Genomic DNA, 22,669 nt, shown 5'->3' with positions numbered 1-22,669 from the left:
ATGACATTAGATTCGCAAAAATTGCAAGAGCAATAACAAACAAAATGAGAATTTTATTACAGGGACAAAATTTCGATAGCGGCGCGCTCCCCGCTCTCCAGAGCACCTTCGATGCCCGCCTCAAGATCGGCAGTATGTTCACCCGCAAAATGCACGCGACCATGCGGAGCCTTGAGACTCTGCTGCAAACGCGACAAATTGCCTGGCGCGCGAAAGGCAAATGTAGACCGGGAAAAGGGATGTTCGCTCCATGAAAAGACGGTGCCGGGTCCGATCGAATCGGCAACCGCCGGACGAGCCTTCAACAACGCTTCTTTTGCACTTTTCGCCGCTAGCTCTGGAGGAAGATTCAGAATGTCCCGCGCATTGGTACCGCTTGCATAATACCACAAGGATGGGCCATCTTGCGTATGCCGATAGAAAACACGCCCTGTCATGCTGTTGCTCCAAAGCGACGGTGGCAACCCGTCCAATTCCCAAAATGGCTTGGTAATGGGAAAAAAGATGCTGACGGCCTGCCCATAGGGAACAGCCGACCACGCCATTCGCTGGCCAGGCGCCGGCAAGGGATCAATGCGGATTTTGTCGAGGACAGGCAATGGCACCGTTAGGACGACACGCGATCCAGAGAACTGCCGGCCGTCGCTACATCTAACGACCACGCCTGAACCGTTATCGGTGATCGAATTTACAATGGCGTTGAGATGCACAGAATCGCCCAGCATATCGGCCATCGCGTCAGGCAGGCGGCTCATTCCTCCCTTGATATATTGCATGTCGCCCTCGTTCACTGATTGCGCCCGGGAGAATGCCCTGCGCATCATGAACAACGCCGATAATTGCTCCTGAGGCAGCGAAACATCGACAAATCGCAACGCCTGATCATTCCCACCATAATCGACCAACAAATTGCGGTAACTTGCACATTGATAAGGCTGATCTGGCTGCAGCCAGGATTCATAGTCGGTTAGCGCCGGTGCGCGGCCCAGCAGCTTAGCCTCGATGGCATAGGGGGCGGTCGAACGCAGATCTTCCGGCAAATGGTTCAATCCGGACGTCCGCCACTGATTGGCTGACATCAATTGCCGATCGACGTGAAGTGCCATGCCCGGCATGGGCGCATCTACAGGGTCGACAAGTGACAGTGAATAGGAATCGCAAAGCTGGCGCGTCCTCGCGTAGAGCGGACCAACTTCAGCACCCCCGGCTTCGTAGTTCAGTTCGCTGTCATATAAAGTCCGGATCCTGCCACCGGGCCGCGAGTCAGCCTCAAGAACGGTGACCGACATCCCCTGCTCTTTCAACAATGAGGCCGCCATAAGACCGGAAAGGCCGGCACCGATAACGATGACGTCGGCCTTTTCCATGGCAAAGGCCATTTTCGGCCGGAAAGCCGCCGCCGATAACGCAGCACCCAATAAAGTTCGCCGGGACAGAATACCGATCTCGCGATTTGCCTTCATTTCCGACGGGGCATTATTGTTGGAGTTATTTTTCTGGACGTTTTTCATCGGCACCGAACCCATATGTTGACTTGCCACTGGATCCCGGTCTTGCAGAATCTCGATAGGCAATGATTAAGAACAGAGCGCACCCATGAATGCTTGAGATGACGCTTCGAGCAACCATGCTTAATCCTGTCCCGAAACCATTTTGATCATGTCTTTGTAATCGACCTTTGGAGCAGTCTGCCTCTCAAAATCGGCGTGAATTATCCGAAGAACCCTATCAACCAGCTCTTTGCGATAGACTGCACGCTGCTTGATTTCTTCTTCATCAGGCTGATAAGCCAGGACGTCATCTCGCTCGAACGCGAGACCTTTGGCAGCGACAGCCGCCAGATTCTCGACCTTGTCGTTCAGCACACTGACTTCTGCGGTCAGCGCTATCACCATATTCAACAGCTTTTCGCTGTCCTCGCTGTCCAGAGCAAACGGACGGCCGCCTTTTGATGCTTTCGGAAGTTCTGCTATTTCCATATTATTCCCCTCTCGCCTTTTGCGCACCATAGCCCAGCCAACCACCGACTTTGTCATTGTGTGTCGGCACTGTTTCTTCAAAAATATCGTCTTTATGGAAGCCGGCTTCGATCGCCGGTTTAACCAGATCCATTTCTCCCAGCGTTGCCCAGAATGGCTCGTTATTGTAGCGAACATCCCAACTGGTGATAAACTGATCGAATGCCTCGGTACGGCGGACAGGCACTTCGACGTGCAGCATCACGCCGCCGGGGCGTAACAACCGTGCGCACTCTGCAACGATATTCGGCAGGGCAGTACTCGAGGTTTCATGCAGAAGAATATGAGAAACGATGAGGTCGAAATAGCCGTCCGGATAATCGGTATGCTCAGCATTGCCTTGCTTGAAATGCACCGCTTTGCCCAACGCCTGTGCGCGTGCGAAACCATATCGCAGAGACGGTGCCGACAAATCGAGGGCATGTACTTCGGCATCCGGAAACGCATCGCAATATGGCAAGGTCGAAAGACCGACGGTACAACCCATATCCAAAACGCGCTTCACCTGAAGATCGGGAAATCGCTTTTTGACAAATGCCGCGCCAGCAACACCCTTGTCTTCATTCAAGGCTCCGTGCTTGCCCATCGAAAAGATGAACGAACCCAGATCACTTCGCGCACCGGACCAGACATCGTCTTCGGTCAGTTCAATGAAGTAGGAACCAGGTACGCAATGGATATCGACGTCATTCTGGTAATCGGGAATCGGCAAGCCCGGCGATAATTGCAGCGAGCCCTTGGTTTCCCCGCCGGTCAATTTCTTATAACGATCAATCAGATCAGGCAATTGCCGTATGCAGACAGCCGAGGTGACGTCGACATAATATTCCTGCTGGGCGCGCCCAAGCGCACTCCACCATTTATAGGCATCGGTCTGCTCCATGGCGTTACCAACTTCACGCCAATCCTGGGGCCTCCGCCCGTTTTCCTCCGCCCACTCGGGTGCAGCGCGATTTTCATAAACCGAAGGAAGTTTTTCCCGCAACGAACCGCGCAGAACGCCCTTGAGAGCGAGCGCGAAGTCCAGCCTCGCCTGCTCTTCGAAATCGGGCATGGGTGACATGGCATGTGGCAAAGGTCGTGTATAAGTCATTCTGCAGCACCTCCGTTTTTATCGCCTTGAGCAGCCGATTGCGCCGGTTCATTTTGAGCAACCTTGGCCATGTCAGCCTCAGCTTCCTGCTTTAGTTCCAGCCAGATTTTGTCATTGCGCGGCTTGGTGGTCGGCACTGCCTCATGTACCCAGCCTTTCGGATCGCGTCGCCGGGCCGGACTTGGAATGACATATATTTTCCGATCCCACTGCGCCTCCACCTTTTCATGATCTATTTCATATCCGGCATCGATCATCCGCATGACCATCTTGCGGAATTCGGTTTCCATCTGATCGGACTGCACCAACATTTCATCGCTGAAGCTTGTTGGCCCAATGGCCGGCCGCACATGCGTGATGACCGCAATATCCTCATCAATCGCCTGTCGCCGTCCATCAATACGTTCCTGATCGTTTTCAGGCTCGATCGCGTAATTACGGGCCTGTAGGCCGAACTGGCGAGTCCTCTTTGAATCGATCGGAGTCGACGCCGAAAATGTCGCCTGACTCATGCCAGGGCGGAACTGCGGATTAATGCGGTGCGCGATGCCAACCAGGCAAAACTCCAGCTCCACTACTGTTTTGGAACGCTCCTCGGAAAGAAGCTTCCCCAATACACCGGACTTCTGCGTCGCCTTTGGCGCCTTGCGCTCGCGACGCACCTTTTTCCCGTAATAGGTAGATTTGATTTGCGCCGGAGTATGCTTGCGGTCGGTTCGATTTCCGAATGTCGAATGCACATAGGTAATATGAGCCGTATCCAGCGAATTTTCTTCAAATTTCTGCCAATTGGCGTCAACTTCAAACCACATCCGTGTCGTGCGCCAATTGTCAGTATCGTGATATTCTGGCAATAAATTGGGAATAGGCGGGCGATCTTCTTCTTCCAAATCTCCCAGGAATACCCAGATCCAGCCATAGACTTCCTCGGTTGGATAGCTATCAACCTTTGCCCGCCGCGTCGTAAAATCCTCGCCCATCGAAGGGATTTTTGCGCAATTCCCGTCCGGAGCAAACTCCCAGCCGTGGAATGGGCAGGCAACGTTTTCATCGACACAATTACCCCGTGAGAGCGAAGCGCCCCTATGGACACAGACATCGGACAGGCACACTACGGCACCGCTTTCCAGCCGATACAGGACAAAATCGAATCCGAGCATTTTAACACTGGTTGGCTCACCGACTTTTATATCCGCCGAATCTGCTGCAACGTACCAATTATTAATAAGCATTAATCACTCTCGCATTGTTTGGTAGTTATAATAATATGACAACTTAATCGGTTTTCATGATGTGGTCAAATGCAAAGTCTCAAGAACGTCTCATACTTGCCCCAATGCTGGCAACCGGGGTTGGTCGACAGGAATTGTAACGGTCTTTTCGCTCGTATAAAAGCGGGCGCACGCGTTGCCGCCTTCTGCTCCTATTCCAGAATCACGGACACCACCGAATGGCGCGCGCAGTTCACGTACCATTGACGTATTGATCCAGACAACGCCCGCCTTTATAGCATTTTGCGCACGCATGGCCTGCGTCACGTCCTGGGTCCAGACATAGGATACCAAACCGAAGCGACTGTCATTGGCGATGGCATAAGCTTCAGCCTCAGTATCAAACGCAATAATCGCGGCAAACGGACCGAAAATTTCCTCCTGACAAATCCGATCGCGATTGCTCTTTACCAATACAGCCGTCGGTTTCACATAATAGCCGCGAACATCGGCGACCGCTTCCCCGCCCGTCACCAATGCGCCGCCATCAGCCTCTGCTTCGCTGACAAAGCGCAAAAACCGATCGCGCTGGCCCGACGATACCAGCGGCCCCAATTCGGTGGCCGTGTCACCGGGGTCGCCGATCCGAATTGCCTCTGCCCGATTACGAAAGGCCGCAATAAATTTATCAAGAATGCTTCGCTGAACAAGAATGCGCGACCCGGCCAGACATTGCTGGCCATTGTTCATAAATATGGATGCAAGCGCGCCACTGACGGCTCTGTCAAAATCACATTTTTCGAAAATGATATTGGCTGATTTCCCACCCAGTTCCATTGTCGATGCGACGAGCCGCTTTCCCGCATCCTGCATGATCCGACGTCCGGTCTCGGTTCCGCCGGTAAAGGAAATCAAGTCGACCGAGGGGTGGTTGACCAGAGCCTCACCTGTCGGGTCTCCTGGCCCGTTTACAAGATTAACGACCCCTTTTGGGATGTCCGTCTCGTGGAGAAGTTCGATCATTCGTATAACCCCGAGCGGAGCAATTTCAGAAGGTTTCACAACACAACAATTGCCAAAAGCTGTAGCCGCAGCAATTTTCATGGTCGCCAAAGCCAGCGGCGCATTCCAAGGCGCGATAAGGGCCGCAACACCAATGGGTTCCCGGCGAACCATGGTTAGATAATCGGGGTTTTGTTCATAGATCTGGCCAGATTGCTGGCCGATATATTCCGCAAAAAAGCGAAAATTATAAGCCGCGCGCTCAACTTGGCGAGGCAATTGGGCAATGGGAATACCGGTATTGCGAGATTCCAGACGAACGAGTTCGTCCCGGTTTTTATCAATTATATCCGCGCAGGACCGCAAGATAGTCTGGCGATAGGCGACGCTGGATTCGGCCCAACCACCAGCACCAAAAGCATTGACTGCCGCAACGACAGCGCGATCAACACTGTCGGCATCGGCTATTCCAACAGCGTTTATGACTTCGTCCAAGGACGGGTCGTAAATCTCAAAATTCTGGCCGGAATATTCCGGCTTTCCATTGACAATAGCTGAAGGTTGTTGGTTTTTGGACATTATGACTCGACGCTATATATTATGTGGTTATAACAACATAATGAAATAATCGGGTAGGGCAAGTGAATATCAAACCAATCATCGTCGGGATAACGGGAGCATCGGGAGTCGTATACGGCATAAGATTGCTTGAAACTTTGCGCAATCTTGGGGTGGAGACTCATTTGGTTATGTCAAAGTCAGCACATCTGGCGATTGAGCAGGAACTGGAACTGGACTTGCAAACAGTTCGCGAAAAAGCCGGACGCTACTACCCCATTTCGGATGTTGGCGCCGCTATCGCTAGCGGTTCATTTAGAACCATGGGCATGGTGATTGCGCCTTGCACGGTAAAATCGATGTCGGAAATATCCTGCGGGACAACCGGGAATCTCCTTACCCGGGCCGCCGATGTTACATTGAAAGAGAGACGCAAACTTGTGCTCATGGTGCGCGAGACGCCCCTGCATCTGGGACATTTACGCTCCATGACACAATTGGCCGAGATGGGCGCAATCATCATGCCCCCAGTTCCCGCTTTCTACATGCATCCCCAAACCATCAGTGACATGGTCGACCATACGATCGGCAGAGTACTTGATCTATTTGAAATTGAGCATGATGCGAAGCGTTGGAACGGGCTCTACAAACCCCTCAAAAAACTCGACACGGATTCCCAATAAGCCGCTATTCGGGCTTTTCAGCGATAAAGGCATACCAATGTCCCGGCCCTGAAGTCCGGGCGATCCGCGCTTCACGAACATGTTTTTCGTCGAAACCGCTGCTTCGCAATTCCTGCCCGAAATCGCTGTTGGCATAGGTCAGCCAAAATGGCTCGTTGTTATAATGAAGATCATAGGACGCGACAGCTTCCTCCCATGGAGATTTGTCACGGAACAAGAGGTCGACATCCTGATGAATGCAGATTCCGCCAGGCTTCAATAGTCTTAAGCTTTCATGTGCAATTTCCATACGCTTTTTGGTTGAAATCTCATGGAAGAGATTATGCGAAATAATGAGATCAAAACTCTCATCTTCAAAAGGCGAATGAGCAGCATCGCACTGATAGAAATGCACGGGAACACCGGAGGATTCAGCTCGGGCATGCGCATAGCGCAGCATTGACGCCCCCAAATCACAAGCAGACACCCGCGCATCCGGAAATTTTTCTGCGTACACGGTCGATGCGCCACCAGCAGAACATCCCATGTCGAAAATTGTCTGCGGAACCCATCCCGGACGATTTTCTTCCAACCAGCGCAAAACCGCTCCGGCCTTGGAATCATCCTTTTGCATACCGCGGCCCATCGAGTATAATCGCCCGCCACTTTCATATAATGCGCCAACGGTTACCGACGAACCGTCGTCATCTGGACAATAACCCTCTGGCTGGAGATGGATGTGTACGTCACGATAAACCCGATCCGGTTGAAACAATGGATCTAGGTTGAGTGAACCACCAGCCGCGTTGTCCGACGCCAAACGCACCGCAGCCGCCGTTATGCGATCTGCTTCCCGATAGACCGTTTCGCCTACCGACTGCCACATCATCTCCTGGCTCGTCCGGTTGATCGATTTGGTAAAACGATAGGGCAAGGTCATATCGAGCGCCTGCTCCGCTTCGCTCGCATTTTCAGGTTTGCGGCCGAACTTGTCAACGAAAGCAGGCTCTGCTTCCTTGGCATAGATTTCGCCCGCCTGTCCATACAAGCGTCCCATGACATGCCGCTTCAAAGACAGAACAAAACTCTGCCTCGCGAGCTCATCTGCATTTTGCCGGGGGAGCATTTCATGTGTTGCAGTATATATCATGTGCCTTATCCTTTGATCCAAACCCCAATGTTATTCTTATCAAACAATCATGGAGAAACTGGTTGCGAAACGCGAATGTTGCGTTAATATCATAACATTATAACCTTTTCTACGATTTTCGTTGCTTGCGGGATGGATGATTGAGCAATAGCACTGACAGACACGGTGTATCTTCCGGAATATTGGAGTAAAAATTGGGAAACTACATCTTAAGGCGGCTGCTCATTGCGCTTCCGACAATTTTTATCGTTATTACTCTCTCCTTCTTTCTGATGCGACTCGCACCAGGGGGGCCATTTGATGCTGAACTTGACCTAAATCCGGTCGTTCGGGCAAATCTGGAAGCCAATTACGGACTTAATGACCCCATCATGACGCAATATTTGCGCTTTTGGGAAGGGATTTCCAGAGGAGAATTGGGGCCTTCTACGACCTACCCCGACCGCACGGTTAGCGAACTCATTGCCGATGGCTTGCCGGTCACCTTGAAAATTGGCCTCATTTCCACCTTTTTTGCCGCGATAATTGGTGTGGTCGCGGGCATCTATGCTGCCCAGCGGCGCAACAGCTGGGCTGACTATACGATTATGGGCGTCAGTTCTTTGGGTCTTGCCCTGCCGAATTTTGTTATCGCCCCTTTCCTGACATTTCTGTTTGGAATTGCGCTGGGCGTTTTACCCGTTGCGGGTTGGGGTGATGGTTCGATTCAATATTGGATTTTGCCAGTGACGGCGCTTGCCCTGCCCCAGATTACCGCAATTGCCCGAATCATGCGCGGATCAATGCTGGAAACATTGAGTGCCGATTATGTCCGGACCGCACGCGCCAAGGGGCTGAGCGAAAGCAGGATCGTTTGGCGCCATGTTTTCCGTGCCGCATTGCTGCCGGTGGTCAGCTATCTGGGCCCTGCTCTTGCCGGCGTCATGACCGGTTCGGTCATTATCGAACAGCTATTCAGCCTGCCCGGCGTTGGACGATTTTTCGTTCAAGGTGCCGTCGCCAGAGACTATCAACTCGTACTGGGGGTCGTTATTCTCTATTCCACCACACTGATCATTCTCAATCTTCTGGTAGACCTGATTTATGGCTGGCTCGACCCGCGGGTTAGGGTACGCTGATGATGACCAAAGATCCAAGGACAGAACATGACGCAGAGCCAGAGAGCTTTGGTGGCGCATCAAATATAATGAAAGCCGAGAGCAAGCGGACCGTTTCGATGAGTCCATGGGCTCAGGCGAGACGAAGGTTTTTACGTAATACAGCTGCGATTGTCAGCCTTGCTATTCTTGTCACAATCCTGCTGCTCGCCATCATCATCCCGATTATATGGCCACATAAAATCGAAGATGCATCACTCGATACCATCCTGTTGGCACCGTCTTTTAGTGATTTTCACTGGTTCGGTACAGATGCCAATGGTCGCGACCTTTTTGTTCGCACATTTTATGCAGCGCGCATCTCGCTTGCCGTTGGCCTGACGGCAACCAGCGTGGCCTTGGTTATAGGCACAATATATGGTGCCGTTGCCGGCTATGTTGGCGGCAAAACCGACCAGATCATGATGAGGATCGTAGATGTCCTCTACGCGCTTCCCTTGTTATTCGTGGTCATCATTCTTGTGACGATCCTCGGCAACAATATCATCCTGATATTTTTCGCCATTGGTTGCGTCGAATGGTTGACGACCGCGCGGATTATTCGCGGCCAGACGCTATCGGTAAAATCCCGGGAATATGTCGAATCGGCAAGAGCCATTGCATTACCTTCCCGCCAGATCGTCCAACGTTACATCATACCCAACGCGATAGGCCCTGTAATTGTATATGTGACGCTGCTCATTCCAATCAATATCATCGTGGAAAGCTCGCTAAGCTTTCTGGGACTTGGTGTTCAGGAACCTCTGACGAGCTGGGGCCTGATGATTAGCCAAGGCGTTGATTTGCTGGATGGGGCACCTTGGGTGCTGGGCTTTCCGGCGCTGCTGTTCGCCGTCACCCTCTACTGCTTCAATTTCGTTGGCGATGGCCTGCGTGATGCACTTGACCCCAAGGAACGTTGATTGATGGCATTGCTTGATGTTCATAACCTGGAAGTTGAATTCAAGACCCCTTCGGGTACGGTCAAGGCTGTCAACAATATCAACTTTTCGCTTAATCGAGGACAGTGTCTTGGCATCGTCGGGGAATCAGGCTCAGGCAAGAGCCAGACCTTTCTCGGTATTTTAGGATTGTTGGCGACCAATGGCAAAGCGAGCGGATCTGCCATTTTTGACGGGATGGAATTGATCGGCGCCAGTCGCAATCAACTTAACGCCATTCGCGGCCAGGGAATCGCCCTGATTTTTCAGGACTCCATTACCGGTCTCACGCCCCATATACGCATTGGCGCCCAATTGTCCGAGATGTTGATGGTGCATAAGGGCATGCCCAAGCAACAGGCGAACGAAGAGGTTCTGAAAACCCTGGAAATCGTTCAGATTTCGGATCCGGAAAGTCGCATGCGTTCTTATCCGCATGAATTGTCAGGTGGTATGCGTCAGCGCATCATGATCGCCATGTCACTATTGTGCAAACCGGCCTTGATCGTCGCGGACGAACCCACGACAGCACTAGATGTTACTGTTCAAGCCAGTGTTTTGCGAGCCTTGCGGAAACTCAAAAGACATACCGATACCGCCCTTGTCATGATTACGCATGATTTGGGGGTCGTTGCCGGCATCGCCGACGATATTGCAGTCATGTACGCGGGACGGATAATTGAATATGGACCCACGCGCGCGATTTTTGCCAATCCGCAGCATCCATACACCCAAGGTCTGATCGCCTGTATTCCCAATCCGATGGAAGATGCGAATGACGATGAGGAATTGCAAACGATCTCCGGTCGGCCACCCGATTTGACAGATCTGCCGCCTGGTTGCGCATTTGCGCCACGCTGCGCTTATGCTGAAACGGCATGTAAAGAACAACGGCCGCCCCTCGATATCGGTCAGAATGGAGTCCATGTCGCATGTTTGAGAGCTGGCAAGATATGAATGAAATGCTTTTGAGTGCCGACGGCTTGACGGTTTCGTTCAAAATTGACAGCGGCTTTTTGAAAAAGTCCAGGAAACTACAAGCGGTCAGGCATGTTTCCTTTGAATTGAAGACCGGTGAATGTATCGGAATCGTCGGCGAATCCGGCTGCGGAAAGTCTACGCTCGCGCGCGCTGTTTTGGGCTTCGCCCCCCTCGAAGAAGGGCATCTCATCTGGAAGGGCAGAGATATTGCTGGTTACACAGAACAGCAAATGGCGCCGCTACGCCAGGAAATCCAAATCATCTTCCAAAATCCCTTGTCCAGCCTCAATCCAAGAATGACCGTCGGCGATATCGTCATGGAACCACTGGACGTATTTAGGCCCGAACTGTCAAAAAAGGAAAAGGCACAGCTGGCGATCGAGTGGTTTGAAAAAGTCGGCCTCAATCCCGAAATGATGTCACGTTTTCCAAACGAATTTTCCGGCGGTCAGGCACAAAGAATTGCCATTGCCAGGGCGATGATCAGCAAACCGGAGTTGCTGATTTGTGATGAAGCGGTCGCAGCGCTTGATGTCTCCGTCAAAGCCCAGATCATCAATCTGCTGAAAAAACTACAGCGTGAAACCGGCATCTCACTGATTTTCATTAGCCACGATCTTGCAACAGTTCGCCGCGTATCGGACCGGATATTGGTCATGTATCTGGGTTCAGTGATGGAAATTGCCACAGCTTCCGAGATATTCAGTGACCCTTTGCACCCCTATACCCAAGCCTTGATTTCGGCGCTGCCGGTGCCGGACCCGGAGATCGAGCTGACCCGGGAATCGATCGTCCTCGGGACGGAACTTCCGTCCCCGATGAACCCGCCGTCAGGCTGCGTTTTCAGAACCCGCTGTCCGATTGCAAAGCCCAATTGCATCACGACAAAACCAACGTTGGAAACAAAATCGAGTGAGCGTTCGGTAGCCTGCCATTACAGCGGAAAAAAGATCTCTTCAATCCAGAACCAGACCGCCTGATTGATTGATAACGGTACCGGTCATGGAACGGGCATGTTTTGATAACAGGAAACAAGCCATAGCTGCAATTTCATCGGCATCAGGAATATTGTCCGTCAATAACGCGCTACCCAAAGCATCCATCGTTTTCTGATCGAGCCGATCCAGCATAGGCGTATCGACCGGGCCAGGCGCGATACAATTCACCCTGATCCCGCTGCCTGCCCATTCTTTTGCAAGATAGCGGTTCAAACCGATAATAGCGGCTTTCGAACAGGCATAGGCGGCACCCGACAAGGCTGATCCGCCGTTGCGGCCATTTGTGGAGGAAAACAGAATAAGGTTACCGCGTGCTTCCGCCAGCATCGGAAAAACGGACTTTGCTAGCAGAAAAGCAGAGGTCAGGTTGACATCCATCACCTTTTCCCAAGCTTCAACGGCTGTATCAGCCAGCGTCCCGCTACCAACAATTCCCGCACAATGGACGACGTCATCGATGCGCCCCGAAGGTGCGCGGGCGGATGCTACCAGATGCGCAATATCTGCCGCAGAAGAGACATCACATTTCACCCGCACGATGCGCGAATCATCAGGGATGGCATCAATATTGAGGTCGGCGGCAACGATAGTACCGCCGGCCCGATGATAAGCGTTTAATATGTTGGAGCCGATGCCACCGGCCGCTCCTGTCAGGAGTAAAGTCCGACCGGTGGCATCAAGCAGCTCCGTCATTATGCAGCGTTCTTGACGACGATCGAATTGAGAATATCGGTCAGCATATTGTAACGGATCGCTGCCGACCCACGCACGGCTTCAATTGCCATGATTTGTTTTTCCTCGGTGTCAGCATAACGATAGCAGAGATCAAGCCCGACAGCGGCATGTTCGGTGTCCGCCTCTACATGCACATGGAAGAATTCAAGTTCCTCATCAGTGAAGCCCATTTTTTCCATCGCATTGATATACATTGGATATAATGTTGGCAATTGGCCCTCCAGAGCGACCATAATGCCCGAGCTCGCTTCGGAAATGGGCCGGACTTTTGCCAGTTCCCAAATCCATGCCCGCATCGCTTTCGTACCGGGCAAGATTTCGCCTTTTGCTTCTGCATTCAATACATCGTCGCGAGAGATCCCACAGGCTTCTGAGAAATTGAGCATAAGGTTCGGGTGTGATTTCTCGGGTGTTTCGGGCATGTCTTCGCCGACGAGATTGTCCATAAGCAACAGTCGGCCTTCGGCGTCCGGCATGCGCGAGTATAACGCGGCAAATTGCTGCGGGATGGTTGAAATATAATAATAATGCTGGATCGACCAACGGCCCAGTTGCTGCTTTGACAACTGGCCATCAGCCCAAAGGCGGGTAAATTCATGCTTGCTCGAACCCATAGGTGTCCGGGCAGCTTCCAATGCTTGATAAAAATCTTCGCGGTCAAGTTTTGCCATTATAAATCTCCTGTGTTGATGGCGTTGTCTGTTCGTTGGCTCTTGAAAAATTCGTGGCTGCAGTCGGGGCAATGCATGGTCACCTGATCCTGATTGTAGATTTCCGGGGAAACCGGAAACTGCTCCGAACATTTGGGACATGAAACCCAAATGCAATTTCCGTGCTTCATCAGCGACGGTTCAGCGGCATTGTGGAATTGACTCATGCGACTGGCCATTCGTAACTGTCTAATGAAGCCAGCAGAATATTTGCTCGTTCCATCGCCTCGCTATCACAGGTTGCGACCGGTGAGACCGGGCGAGGCATTTTGTTCGATTGAGGTCTGGGCAAAGTTGCATCTATTCCCAATTTGGATCCCGTCAGCTCACCAGCAGCCAAGGAAGGATCCAGAGTACTGGTCGAGAGACCATCCAGCCGCAGCGTGCCGCGATGCCACTGCACGCGCGTTGCAATCGCCCACAGCACGGCACGTTCGTCAAAAATATCAATGTCATTGTCAAAAACAGCAGCGGTCTTGACGCGGCGATAGGACATAGCGGCCGCAAGCGCATCCCGGGCTTCGCCCGGACCGGGATTATCCAGTTGCAACCATGCATGAAAGCGCCGTCCAGAGCTTGGGACATGCACATTACGCAAGGATGGGGCTACAGACTTGATGATAGAATAGAGCTTGCCTTCCATCGACATATTGTCGGGGATCAGCATATCCGTCAGGCCAGAACCATAATCGTGGTAAATTGCATTTTTGCGGTGTGTAATGGCCACGACATCGACCAGGGGTGCAATAATTTGCGGCCCGGAATATCCTGTATATTCTCCAAACGGACCATCCGCGGTGACATTGCCAGGACGAGCCAAGCCTTCAATAACAATTTCGGCATTAGCCGGGACCTTGATTTCTGATCCGAGGCACAATGACGTCGTCAATGGAATCGAAACGCCAGCCAGTCCGCCTGCCGCTCCCCAATGGCTTTGTGGATATTTAAGCTTCGCCTGAGTTCCGATCACAATCGAAGGATGGTGACCAATCCAGAATGCCACCGGACATGGCTCCCCCCTGTCCCACCATTTGCGAAGATTGGCGGCATTGTGGGAAGACGGATAGGGATACCAACTCATTTGCCGCGGCCCCTTGATCCAGCAACGCTGGATCGCGGTGTTGTCAATCCGCGTTGACGGTTCGTATGTCGTCGCATGAGCCGCGGTAAGATAGGGTCCGGGATCCTTGATATGCTGCGTAGTTGCCGGCAAACGGGTTAAATCAATATCGTCGCCGGTCAGTTCAACCTCGGCGATTGCCGCTTCGGATCGCTTCAACAAGGTAGGCGCGATCCCCTCAGTATTGGCAGCGGCCAACGAAATGGCCGCCTCCCGGTGGTCCGCCAACGACAATACTTTACTCACCAACTCCCGACTTGCGGTCAAATTGCACACCAGCGGAAATGCGCTGATCGTGCCGTCAGGCAGGACCGGCTTCTTGATCAAAATAACCGGATATTTCTCCGACTTGTCCATCTGATGCTGAAACGCCGTAATGTCCTGCTTCGTCGAAACCGGTTGATCAATTTCAAGCAGGGCCGACCCGGATTCCTGGAGAAAGCCCTTTAAATCGAGACCAGATGATTGATGATCGTCAGCAAAATCGACCATCGCTCAAACTGCTATCTTTGGAAGATCGCGATGCGATTCAATCGCATCAGCCTGAGCTTCGAGAAAAGCAGAAATAGGCGTGGGTTGACCCAGTTGACTTATTATAGCTTTCTTGCGCAAAAAACGCCAAATGGAGGCGGGCCCCATCCGTGAACCGCCCATTCCGGAAAATCCGAAAGCGTTTTTTTCGGGCTCATAGGTCATGATAGTCAGACCGCAATCGTTCAGTGAAATGCCGCCTGCGTTGATCTGCTCTGCGATCGATCGCGCCTCGTCTACCGAACCGGCGATCACCGAACCGGACAATCCAAATTTGCTGTCATTCGCAAGTTCGATAGCCTGCTCGATCTTGTCGAAAGACATCACCGGCATGATTGGGCCGAATGTTTCTTCGTGCATCACAAGCATGTCGTGCGTGACATTCGTTAAAATTGTCGGCTGACAATATAGCCCGCCACCCAAATTCTCGATCTTCCCGCCAGCAACCAATTGCGCGCCTTTATCGACAGCATCGGCAATATGCCTGCGAATAACATCAGCTTGACCAGCGAAAATAAGCGGACCGACATGGCCATCTTCGATATCTGGCCAGTTGAGCTTGGCAGCGCACGTCTTCTCCCGAAGCCTCTCGACAAACGCGTCGTGGATCGACGAATCTACATAAACCCGCTCAATGGAAAGGCAAACTTGCCCGCTGTTCAGTACCGAACCGCGCAAAACGGCGTCGGTCGCCCGCTCTATATCGGCAGTCGCCGTCACGATGACGGGGTCCTTGCCTCCCAGTTCGAGAAAAGCGGGAATGAATCGCTGGGCCGCGGCTACGGCAATTTTTTGTCCTGTGGGAACGGACCCCGTGAAACAAATCGCATCCACATTATCAACCAGGGCAGCACCAGTTTCGCCTGCCCCCAATACGAACTGCATCACATTTTGCAATTCCGGGACATCGGCTAATGCCGTTAGAAAAGGCGCGACAAATCGTGATGTCACCTCGGACGGCTTTATAATCACGCTGCATCCCGCCATTAAGGCTGGAACAGCATCGATAAAGGATAATGTAACCGGAAAATTCCAAGGCGATATGAAGCCCACCAACTGGTAAGGCACATATTGATTGGCGTAAGTCAGGCTATCGATAATTTGCGACTTTTGCGTCGGAGTCGCCATTGATTCGCCTAACAACTCGGGGGCGAGATTCGCCCATCGCCGCATATTTGACGCTGCTCCACTGACTTCGCGTTCCGACATTAGCAATCGTCCCGTGTCCTGAAAAAGCGCTTCGGCAATTTTTGGCGCACACCGGTCAACGGCATCGGCAAGCGCCAAGACGGCCTGCTGTCGTTTCGCTATGGAAAGGGACTGCCATTGCTGCTGCGCAGCGCGCGCACGCGCGGCAACTTGGGCGACTTCATCTGCGCTTACCGCAGGAAACTCAAAATCTACTTCACCACTGCGCGGATTGATAGCGCTTATGACATCATTCATGGAATCGACTCTCTATTCATATTATCTTTATAACGTTATAATGATTTGTGCAAGCATCGTGATGAGAATAGAATCAGGAACCTATTATCGGCCCTCGCCGTCACCATCATAATCGACATTCAGTTTTCTCAAAATACGCTCCAGGAATGCGCTATTCCAGTCGGAAAAAGCCGCCAAAGATTGAGTGTCGTGAGCCTTTGCCTCGAGCTCGCATTCCTCCAATAATCCCTTGTCTTTCAGTACTTCAGTCAAAACATGATTGCGCTGGTGCTCGACCGCGACCTCCCCACACAAGCCGAGAATGATGGAAAGCAACATGTCGGTATGTACATCTTCAAAAAACTGTGGTCCCTGGCCAGAGAATTCCTCCAAGGAACGGTGGACGGCTGATAATTTATCCAAAGCGCTGACTCCCTAAATGTTATGACCTTATAACATTATTTATTTTGTGTTCCAACAGTGTATGTAGAGGTCCAAAAAATGGCGGGAGTAGATGTGAAAAAAGAACCATTCAAACTCAACAATGATTCGAGCGACAAGCAATTGTCTCCTCGATATGTTCAAGTTTACGCAGCAGTGAATGACTGGATTTCACGAGGCGTCTATCCGATCGGCGAAAAACTGCCTTCAGAAACAGAATTGTGCCGGCTGTTCGATGTATCCCGAATTACGGTGCGGGCAGCGATTGAAATGCTGGAACGTCAAAATGTTGTGGAACGCATTCAAGGTCGAGGAACATTCGTATTACAATCAGGTGTGAAAAAATCGCCTGATCGTGGAAACTTTGGCGAGCTGATGCAAAATCTGGAACGACTCGCAAAACGGACAACTCTGGAAGATCTCGAGATCGGATCACGTCAGGCGGCGGAACTGGCCAAAGATCTGGATATTGATGCCGAGGATGAAATCATCCATATTTCATACAAGCGCATTCGCGATAGCGAAGCCATTGGCTTTGCGGAAATTTTTATTCCCAAATATCTCGGATTTGATGTTTCATGTGATGATATTAAAGGCACTGCGCTGCCCAGCCTGCTCATTTCCAAAGGCATTCAGTTGCAGGGGGCGCACCAGCTCATTGGTGCAACATTAGCCGACGCACGGATGGCCCAGCTATTGGGTGTAACTGCCGGTGCACCGCTCATTTATCTTCGGCTGCAAATAATCGGCAAAGATTCTCGGCCAGTTGAGTTGCTATCAGCATATTATCGCGGTGACCGTTACGCGCATCACGCCTATCTTGATATGGAAAGCTCACCTAATCTCGAAAGCATCTCATAAGGTCTGCATAGATCCGGTCGGCGATCCCACATTCACCCAATTCACGGTAGGGTGGGTATTCCGCCGACTGGTTCAAAATTCGCATTGCTGGGATCTCGAGATTCAAAGCATTGCAGAACAGCGCCTATTTTAACGAGAGGAAACGAGATTGCACATTCCCGCCGGGAAAGTCAGACCAGCCGACCACTTTGCTCGATACCAAGCGTCTGGCCGTCGAAAAATATATCGGCAGGACGGGATATTCTTTCATCGCGGCATGCTCAGCGCGCGCCAATTGCTCCATTCTTGTTTCAACTTCGACAATGTCATCAGCACTGGCAAGCAGCGCATCATAGGCAGACGAGTTATAGCCGGACAAATTTGTCGCAGAACGCCCTGACAAGAGGCTCAAGAATGTCGAAGGATCATCATAGGGAGCAAACCACTGATAGCGAATGACATCAAAATTACCACTGCGGGAATCGCTGGTAATTCCCCTGAAGTCAGACGCTGAAAGTTCGGCTTCAACTCCGATGGCCTTCCACATTGATGCTATCGCGATGGCAATTTGACGACTTTCTTCCTTGGTATCATAGCGGATATCTACCTGCAGAGGGTTGGTCGCATTGAAGCCGGCTTCCGCTAGGAGCGCTTTTGCTTCTCTTTCCCTGTCCGCCTGGCTCCGTGAAGCGTCGGGCGAGACAATGCGCTTATAATCCGAAATATCGCTGGGCACCATTGTCCAGGCAGGCTCTGCCTCTCCGGACAATATTTTGTCGACAATCCCTTTTCGATCCACAGCAATGGACAAGGCCTTGCGAACCCGGACATCATCAAATGGAGGTTTTTTGTTGTTGAACAGATAATAGTTCAGTCCATAGTTCGTCGTGCTGTGGACTTCTTCACCAAATGACCGTTTCAACAATTCTAGCTGTTCGGGTGGAAAATTGAGGACAATATCGAGTTCACCGGCACGATAGCGCTTCACCAAAGTACCGGTATTGTCTGTCGGAAAATATTCGACACCGGCCAGCTTTACGTTTTCCGCATCATAAAAAAGATCATTTTTTGTCATCAGAATTCGCGTGTTCGGAACCCATTCCTTTAACACAAAGGCACCATTCGACACGATATTACCCGGCTTTGTCCAGTCCCGGCCATATTTGGAAACGACATGCTGCGGCAAGGGCGCAGTGGCATTGCTCAGCAGTATCCGGGGGAAATAAGGTACACGACGCTCCAGTTCGAAGACAACCGTTTGCGGGTCCGGCGCTGTAACACCAAGTGATTCGACTGGCATTTTACCGGTATTGACCAGACGACCGTTCTTCAGGACATAAAGATTGGATGCGTAGCGGGCTCCCGTTTCCGGACTCATCAATCGCTGGAAGGACCAGACGATATCGGATGATGTCAAAGGCTCCCCGTCAGACCATTTAAGGTCTGGATGTAGTTTAAATATATATGATCTCCCATCTTCGGAAATCGAATAGCTTTTTGCGATGCCGCTAACCGTCTTACCGTTGGCATCAGAGGCCATTAAACCGACAAATAGATCGTTGATGATGGCCGATGCCGACTGCCCGTTAGCAATTTGCGGATCCAGAGAGGCAGGCTCGCTGGCAGTACCACGGCGCAGAATATTATCGTCCGCGCCTCCGGAATTGGAACCGCCACATGCCGCAAGGCAAGCGATTAGGGCGGCCGCAAAGATAGACTTAATTCGAAATTGCATGGGTCAGCACCTTACCTTGAAGATCAGATTTTCTTTTGCTTCTTCTGACCAAGCGCAATCGAAATCCGGCTTACTCAGAACATCATATTATCATAATGTTATTGCAAATAATGCAGCAATGCAATAGTCACATTAGAGGCACCGGAAATATGAGACAATCCCAAGCAATAATCTAGAGTGATGGAGAATAATAAATTGTCTAGTGAACCCAGCATCCCGCAGATGGTACGCAACGATGGAACCTATGAAACCGCTGAGTTACGGAGCGACCAGATCTCCGTAGGGATCGTCCAGACGCCCGTTAGAGGCGTTGATGGGGACAATCCCGAACCTGGAATCGCCGCCAATCTGGCCTATTTGCTCAACGCAATCGACAAGGCTCAGAATACCGGGGGACGCTGCGATTTGTTGTGCTTCCATGAATTCCCTCTTCACGGATTTGCGCCTTGGAATTTGCAGCAATATCTGCGTGTTTCCCGACATCCCGACGGACCGGAAATCGAAGCGATCGGCAAAAAGGCAAAGCAATATAATTGTTTTATCGCGTTGGGCTGCCAAATGCTGGATGATGATTGGCCTGGCCACACCATGAACACGCAACTCTTGATTGGCCCGGACGGGAAGCTGATCGCTCGCCATTGGAAACAGCGAAACATGCGCGGCATGTTTCCCGGTGTCGAGCAGTTCACGACTACTATTTACGATGTCTATGATCGCTATGTGGAAATGTATGGCATCGATGCTGTGGTTCCGGTGGAACGGACCAGTATCGGCAATATTTCAATGTCATCGGTGCAATTCGAGCCGGAGCTCTTCCGGTGCATGGCATTGAAGGGGGCCGAACTGATCTTACGGACGGCAACAGGCGGGTGCGAATGGCATGACATGCGCCTTACCGCTTATCATAATGACGTTTTTGTAACGATAGTGAACAATTGCGTCGATGTAATGCAACCAAATGAACATTATTTTGTGGAGCAGGCAGCCAAAAATGACTGGGTTGGCCGGTCGGCAATTTTTGGCCCCCGCGGCGTCGTTATGGCGGAGGCAGGACATCTGGAAACCAAAAGGCGCGCCGTCCTGGATTTGGCTAAACACCGCAAAGGCCATCGGACACCGGACTTCCATCTTCGTCTGTATCAGCCAGTGTTCGATCAATATGTTGAACGCTATGATCCGAATTTATGGCTGGAACACGTTCCCGAAACCAAAGTCGAGGCCGCGAAATATCTGAAAGACAAGATGCGCTGGACCAGCTTCTGGTAAACGGGGACAATTGATTGATTACCGGTTTTCGTAAAACGGGCCTTCGCTTTTCAAAGCCGAGCCTTGTCCTTGCTGCCAAAACGAAAGCTCGGTTCATCGTCATTAAAGCTGGAGTCTATTTTGAGCACCCTTCTAGCCAAATTGTGGGATATGCACATTGTCGCGCCATTAGCGGATGGCGGGGCTTTGCTGGCGATTGACCGGATATTTCTGCATGAACGCACCGGCGCTGCAGCGCTCAACGCCTTATCTCAGGCAGGCCGTTCCGTGAATGACCCTGCACGGATATTTGCGGTAACAGATCATATAGTCGATACGCGACCCGGGCGAACCGATCAGACATTGATGCCCGGTGGCCAGGCTTTTATCACAGAGACTCGCGCGGTCGCCCGCTCGGCGGGGATAAGGTTGTTCGATGTGAATGATCCCGATCAGGGGATTGCACATGTTATCTCGCCTGAACTTGGCATTGTGCTGCCCGGCACCACCCTGATTGCGCCCGATAGCCACACCTGCACTCAGGGCGCCTTTGGTTCGCTCGCCTGGGGAATCGGATCATCCGAGGCAGAACATGCGATGGCAACCGGGACCCTTCGGATGCAAAGACCCAAAGCGATGCGGGTGACCTTTAGCGGATTGGTTGCCCAAGGAGTAACGCCGAAAGACATGATCCTGCATTTGATCGCGCAAAATAGTGCGGCCGGTGGCAAGGGCCATGCGATTGAATTTGCCGGCGATGCCGTCACCGCGCTCGACATGGAAGGGCGCATGACATTGTGCAACATGGCAACCGAATTTTCCGCAATGGCGGGCTTTATCGCACCCGATGACGAGACATTCGCCTATCTGGAAGGACGGCGATATGCCCCCCAGGGGCCCCAATGGGACAGGGCCGTTGCTCATTGGCGGACGCTGCGCAGCGACGATGATGCCCTGTTTGACAGCGAAATCGAAATTGATGCAACCGCCATCGAACCGATGGTCACTTGGGGAACCAGCCCCGAGGCCGCGATAGCTGTCGGCGGGAATATTCCCGATGATGCGGCCGTTGCCCCGCTGACTTACATGGATTTACAGGCTGGAAAATCCATCAAGGGAATAAAAATTGATGCCGCCTTTATCGGCAGCTGCACCAACGCGCGATTATCGGATCTGCGCCGATCCGCAGCATTGCTAAAGGGGCGCCATATCGCAAATCATGTCAAAGCAATCTGCGTGCCCGGCTCATCGGCGGTAAAACGCGCGGCCGAGGCCGAAGGATTGCATCAGATTTTTCTGGATGCCGGCTTTGAGTGGCGGGAATCTGGCTGTTCCATGTGTTTCTTTGCAGGCGGCGAGAGTTTCGAAGCAGGGTCACGGGTCATTTCATCAACCAACCGCAATTTTGAAAGCCGCCAGGGGCCCAATGTCAAAACCCACATTGCCAGTCCCGAGACCGTCGCGGCCAGCGCGCTTGCAGGCGCAATCGCTGATGTGCGGGAGCTGGCATGATGGCTGAACCATTTGTCATATTGACCTCAAAAGCGGTGCCGCTGATCCGCGACAATATTGATACCGATGCGATCATTCCATCCCGCGAGATGAAGAGCACTGGCAAGACCGGTTTTGCCGAAGGTCTGTTTGCGGGCTGGCGCTATACCCAAATTGGCGGGCGCGTGCCGAACCCCGACTTTGTGTTGAACGATCCCGCTTATGATGGTGCATCAATCCTGCTGGGCGGCCGCAATTTCGGTTGCGGGTCCAGCCGCGAACATGCCGTATGGGCGATGGCGGAATATGGCTTCCGCTGCATCATCGCACCAAGCTTTGCTCCTATATTCGCCGGCAATTGCATTCGCAGCGGCATATTGCCCGCAGTCATCGGCGAACAATCGATCGAGGAAATCTGCCAAGCCGATGCGCCGGTTCGGGTCGATCTGCCCAACCAGACAATCAGCGTCGCGGGCAAGCCACCCTGGCACTTCGATCTGGGCGAAGAGTCCAAGACGATGCTTTTGGAAGGGCTTGATTCCATCGACCTGAGTTTGAAATCGGCCGATGCGATCGCGAAATGGCAGGCGAATGACAAGTCGCAACGCCCCTGGATCTATTTAGAAACAATTGAGCGGAGATAGCG

General features: G+C 52.0%; 21 protein-coding genes. 9 read left to right on the top strand and 12 right to left on the bottom strand.

The window, feature by feature from the left end; translation table 11 throughout:
* Positions 1-56: 56 nt before the first annotated feature.
* From ACN0VD_RS07680 to ACN0VD_RS07660, 5 genes are all read right to left on the bottom strand, one after another.
* Entirely contained in the window at positions 57-1,541 is a 1,485-nt protein-coding gene (locus ACN0VD_RS07680) for a flavin monoamine oxidase family protein (RefSeq protein ID WP_417593312.1), read from the bottom strand.
* 90 nt (positions 1,542-1,631) lie between these two features.
* A complete protein-coding gene (locus tag ACN0VD_RS07675) occupies positions 1,632-1,979 on the bottom strand; it encodes a hypothetical protein (RefSeq protein ID WP_417593310.1) in 348 nt (115 codons plus the stop codon).
* 1 nt (position 1,980) lies between these two features.
* Complete coding sequence (locus ACN0VD_RS07670) at positions 1,981-3,111, bottom strand: class I SAM-dependent methyltransferase (protein WP_417593308.1); 1,131 nt, start codon at positions 3,109-3,111, stop codon at positions 1,981-1,983.
* Positions 3,108-4,343, bottom strand: coding sequence for a Rieske 2Fe-2S domain-containing protein (locus tag ACN0VD_RS07665; RefSeq protein ID WP_417593306.1), 1,236 nt, complete (start codon positions 4,341-4,343; stop codon positions 3,108-3,110). The genes ACN0VD_RS07670 and ACN0VD_RS07665 overlap by 4 nt, the downstream gene beginning before the upstream one ends.
* Positions 4,344-4,433: 90 nt before the next feature.
* Positions 4,434-5,903 (bottom strand): aldehyde dehydrogenase, encoded by a 1,470-nt coding sequence (locus tag ACN0VD_RS07660; RefSeq protein ID WP_417593304.1) that lies wholly within the window; start codon positions 5,901-5,903, stop codon positions 4,434-4,436.
* Between the two features lie 62 nt (positions 5,904-5,965).
* Between ACN0VD_RS07660 and ACN0VD_RS07655 the strand changes: the two genes are divergently transcribed.
* Positions 5,966-6,565 carry a UbiX family flavin prenyltransferase gene (locus ACN0VD_RS07655; protein WP_417593302.1) on the top strand — a complete coding sequence of 200 codons (600 nt, stop codon included), beginning with the start codon at positions 5,966-5,968 and terminating at the stop codon, positions 6,563-6,565.
* 4 nt (positions 6,566-6,569) lie between these two features.
* Here the strand turns inward: ACN0VD_RS07655 and ACN0VD_RS07650 are convergent, their stop codons facing one another.
* Positions 6,570-7,601: a class I SAM-dependent methyltransferase gene (locus ACN0VD_RS07650; RefSeq protein ID WP_417593300.1), complete on the bottom strand. Its 1,032-nt coding sequence runs from the start codon at positions 7,599-7,601 to the stop codon at positions 6,570-6,572.
* 464 nt (positions 7,602-8,065) lie between these two features.
* Here ACN0VD_RS07650 and ACN0VD_RS07645 point away from each other — a divergent pair, with 464 nt between their 5' ends.
* The 4 genes from ACN0VD_RS07645 to ACN0VD_RS07630 are packed head-to-tail and all read left to right on the top strand — an operon-like array spanning position 8,066 to position 11,732.
* A complete protein-coding gene (locus ACN0VD_RS07645) occupies positions 8,066-8,812 on the top strand; it encodes an ABC transporter permease (RefSeq protein WP_417593298.1) in 747 nt (248 codons plus the stop codon).
* Positions 8,812-9,753, top strand: coding sequence for an ABC transporter permease (locus ACN0VD_RS07640; RefSeq protein WP_417593296.1), 942 nt, complete (start codon positions 8,812-8,814; stop codon positions 9,751-9,753). The genes ACN0VD_RS07645 and ACN0VD_RS07640 overlap by 1 nt, the downstream gene beginning before the upstream one ends.
* Before the next feature lie 3 nt (positions 9,754-9,756).
* On the top strand, positions 9,757-10,728 hold the full coding sequence (locus ACN0VD_RS07635) for an ABC transporter ATP-binding protein (protein WP_417593294.1): 972 nt from the start codon (positions 9,757-9,759) through the stop codon (positions 10,726-10,728).
* On the top strand, positions 10,725-11,732 hold the full coding sequence (locus ACN0VD_RS07630) for an ABC transporter ATP-binding protein (RefSeq protein ID WP_417593291.1): 1,008 nt from the start codon (positions 10,725-10,727) through the stop codon (positions 11,730-11,732). Before ACN0VD_RS07635 ends, ACN0VD_RS07630 begins: the two co-directional genes overlap by 4 nt.
* On the opposite strand, the gene ACN0VD_RS07625 is transcribed toward ACN0VD_RS07630, so the two are convergent.
* The 5 genes from ACN0VD_RS07625 to ACN0VD_RS07605 form a co-directional block, all read right to left on the bottom strand.
* Positions 11,709-12,443 (bottom strand): SDR family NAD(P)-dependent oxidoreductase, encoded by a 735-nt coding sequence (locus ACN0VD_RS07625; RefSeq protein WP_417593289.1) that lies wholly within the window; start codon positions 12,441-12,443, stop codon positions 11,709-11,711. The two genes, ACN0VD_RS07630 and ACN0VD_RS07625, sit on opposite strands and share 24 nt — an antisense overlap.
* Positions 12,443-13,156, bottom strand: a complete 714-nt coding sequence (locus tag ACN0VD_RS07620) for a TenA family transcriptional regulator (protein ID WP_417593287.1) — start codon at positions 13,154-13,156, stop codon at positions 12,443-12,445. The genes ACN0VD_RS07625 and ACN0VD_RS07620 overlap by 1 nt, the downstream gene beginning before the upstream one ends.
* Positions 13,157-13,358: 202 nt before the next feature.
* Positions 13,359-14,807, bottom strand: coding sequence for a UbiD family decarboxylase domain-containing protein (locus ACN0VD_RS07615; protein ID WP_417593285.1), 1,449 nt, complete (start codon positions 14,805-14,807; stop codon positions 13,359-13,361).
* A gap of 3 nt (positions 14,808-14,810) precedes the next feature.
* The gene (locus ACN0VD_RS07610) at positions 14,811-16,292 is read right to left on the bottom strand and encodes an aldehyde dehydrogenase family protein (protein WP_417593283.1); all 1,482 of its coding nucleotides are present in this window, start codon (positions 16,290-16,292) and stop codon (positions 14,811-14,813) included.
* A gap of 84 nt (positions 16,293-16,376) precedes the next feature.
* Positions 16,377-16,694: a hypothetical protein gene (locus ACN0VD_RS07605; protein ID WP_417593281.1), complete on the bottom strand. Its 318-nt coding sequence runs from the start codon at positions 16,692-16,694 to the stop codon at positions 16,377-16,379.
* A gap of 93 nt (positions 16,695-16,787) precedes the next feature.
* Between ACN0VD_RS07605 and ACN0VD_RS07600 the strand changes: the two genes are divergently transcribed.
* The gene (locus ACN0VD_RS07600; protein WP_417593279.1) at positions 16,788-17,573 is read left to right on the top strand and encodes a GntR family transcriptional regulator; all 786 of its coding nucleotides are present in this window, start codon (positions 16,788-16,790) and stop codon (positions 17,571-17,573) included.
* A 124-nt stretch (positions 17,574-17,697) separates the two neighbouring features.
* On the opposite strand, the gene ACN0VD_RS07595 is transcribed toward ACN0VD_RS07600, so the two are convergent.
* Positions 17,698-19,092 carry a peptide ABC transporter substrate-binding protein gene (locus tag ACN0VD_RS07595; RefSeq protein ID WP_417593404.1) on the bottom strand — a complete coding sequence of 465 codons (1,395 nt, stop codon included), beginning with the start codon at positions 19,090-19,092 and terminating at the stop codon, positions 17,698-17,700.
* A gap of 390 nt (positions 19,093-19,482) precedes the next feature.
* Between ACN0VD_RS07595 and ACN0VD_RS07590 the strand changes: the two genes are divergently transcribed.
* From ACN0VD_RS07590 to leuD, 3 genes are all read left to right on the top strand, one after another.
* Positions 19,483-20,553 (top strand): nitrilase-related carbon-nitrogen hydrolase, encoded by a 1,071-nt coding sequence (locus ACN0VD_RS07590; RefSeq protein ID WP_417593277.1) that lies wholly within the window; start codon positions 19,483-19,485, stop codon positions 20,551-20,553.
* A gap of 117 nt (positions 20,554-20,670) precedes the next feature.
* Positions 20,671-22,044, top strand: a complete 1,374-nt coding sequence (locus ACN0VD_RS07585) for a 3-isopropylmalate dehydratase large subunit (RefSeq protein WP_417593403.1) — start codon at positions 20,671-20,673, stop codon at positions 22,042-22,044.
* Positions 22,041-22,667 carry a 3-isopropylmalate dehydratase small subunit gene (gene leuD / locus ACN0VD_RS07580; RefSeq protein ID WP_417593275.1) on the top strand — a complete coding sequence of 209 codons (627 nt, stop codon included), beginning with the start codon at positions 22,041-22,043 and terminating at the stop codon, positions 22,665-22,667. The genes ACN0VD_RS07585 and leuD overlap by 4 nt, the downstream gene beginning before the upstream one ends.
* Positions 22,668-22,669: the final 2 nt, after the last annotated feature.

This window comes from Parasphingorhabdus sp. (assembly GCF_048267785.1).
GTDB lineage: Bacteria > Pseudomonadota > Alphaproteobacteria > Sphingomonadales > Sphingomonadaceae > Parasphingorhabdus.
This window is presented reverse-complemented; position numbering and strand designations above follow the sequence as displayed.

Coding starts and splice junctions, on each gene's coding strand:
- ACN0VD_RS07675 (WP_417593310.1), bottom strand. CDS start 1,979: ATGGAAATAGCAGAACTTCCGAAAGCATCAAAAGGCGGCCGTCCGTTT.
- ACN0VD_RS07670 (WP_417593308.1), bottom strand. CDS start 3,111: ATGACTTATACACGACCTTTGCCACATGCCATGTCACCCATGCCCGAT.
- ACN0VD_RS07665 (WP_417593306.1), bottom strand. CDS start 4,343: ATGCTTATTAATAATTGGTACGTTGCAGCAGATTCGGCGGATATAAAA.
- ACN0VD_RS07660 (WP_417593304.1), bottom strand. CDS start 5,903: ATGTCCAAAAACCAACAACCTTCAGCTATTGTCAATGGAAAGCCGGAA.
- ACN0VD_RS07650 (WP_417593300.1), bottom strand. CDS start 7,601: ATGGGACGCTTGTATGGACAGGCGGGCGAAATCTATGCCAAGGAAGCA.
- ACN0VD_RS07645 (WP_417593298.1), top strand. CDS start 8,066: ATGACGCAATATTTGCGCTTTTGGGAAGGGATTTCCAGAGGAGAATTG.
- ACN0VD_RS07640 (WP_417593296.1), top strand. CDS start 8,812: ATGATGACCAAAGATCCAAGGACAGAACATGACGCAGAGCCAGAGAGC.
- ACN0VD_RS07635 (WP_417593294.1), top strand. CDS start 9,757: ATGGCATTGCTTGATGTTCATAACCTGGAAGTTGAATTCAAGACCCCT.
- ACN0VD_RS07630 (WP_417593291.1), top strand. CDS start 10,725: ATGAATGAAATGCTTTTGAGTGCCGACGGCTTGACGGTTTCGTTCAAA.
- ACN0VD_RS07625 (WP_417593289.1), bottom strand. CDS start 12,443: ATGACGGAGCTGCTTGATGCCACCGGTCGGACTTTACTCCTGACAGGA.
- ACN0VD_RS07620 (WP_417593287.1), bottom strand. CDS start 13,156: ATGGCAAAACTTGACCGCGAAGATTTTTATCAAGCATTGGAAGCTGCC.
- ACN0VD_RS07615 (WP_417593285.1), bottom strand. CDS start 14,807: ATGGTCGATTTTGCTGACGATCATCAATCATCTGGTCTCGATTTAAAG.
- ACN0VD_RS07610 (WP_417593283.1), bottom strand. CDS start 16,292: ATGAATGATGTCATAAGCGCTATCAATCCGCGCAGTGGTGAAGTAGAT.
- ACN0VD_RS07595 (WP_417593404.1), bottom strand. CDS start 19,092: ATGGCCTCTGATGCCAACGGTAAGACGGTTAGCGGCATCGCAAAAAGC.
- leuD (WP_417593275.1), top strand. CDS start 22,041: ATGATGGCTGAACCATTTGTCATATTGACCTCAAAAGCGGTGCCGCTG.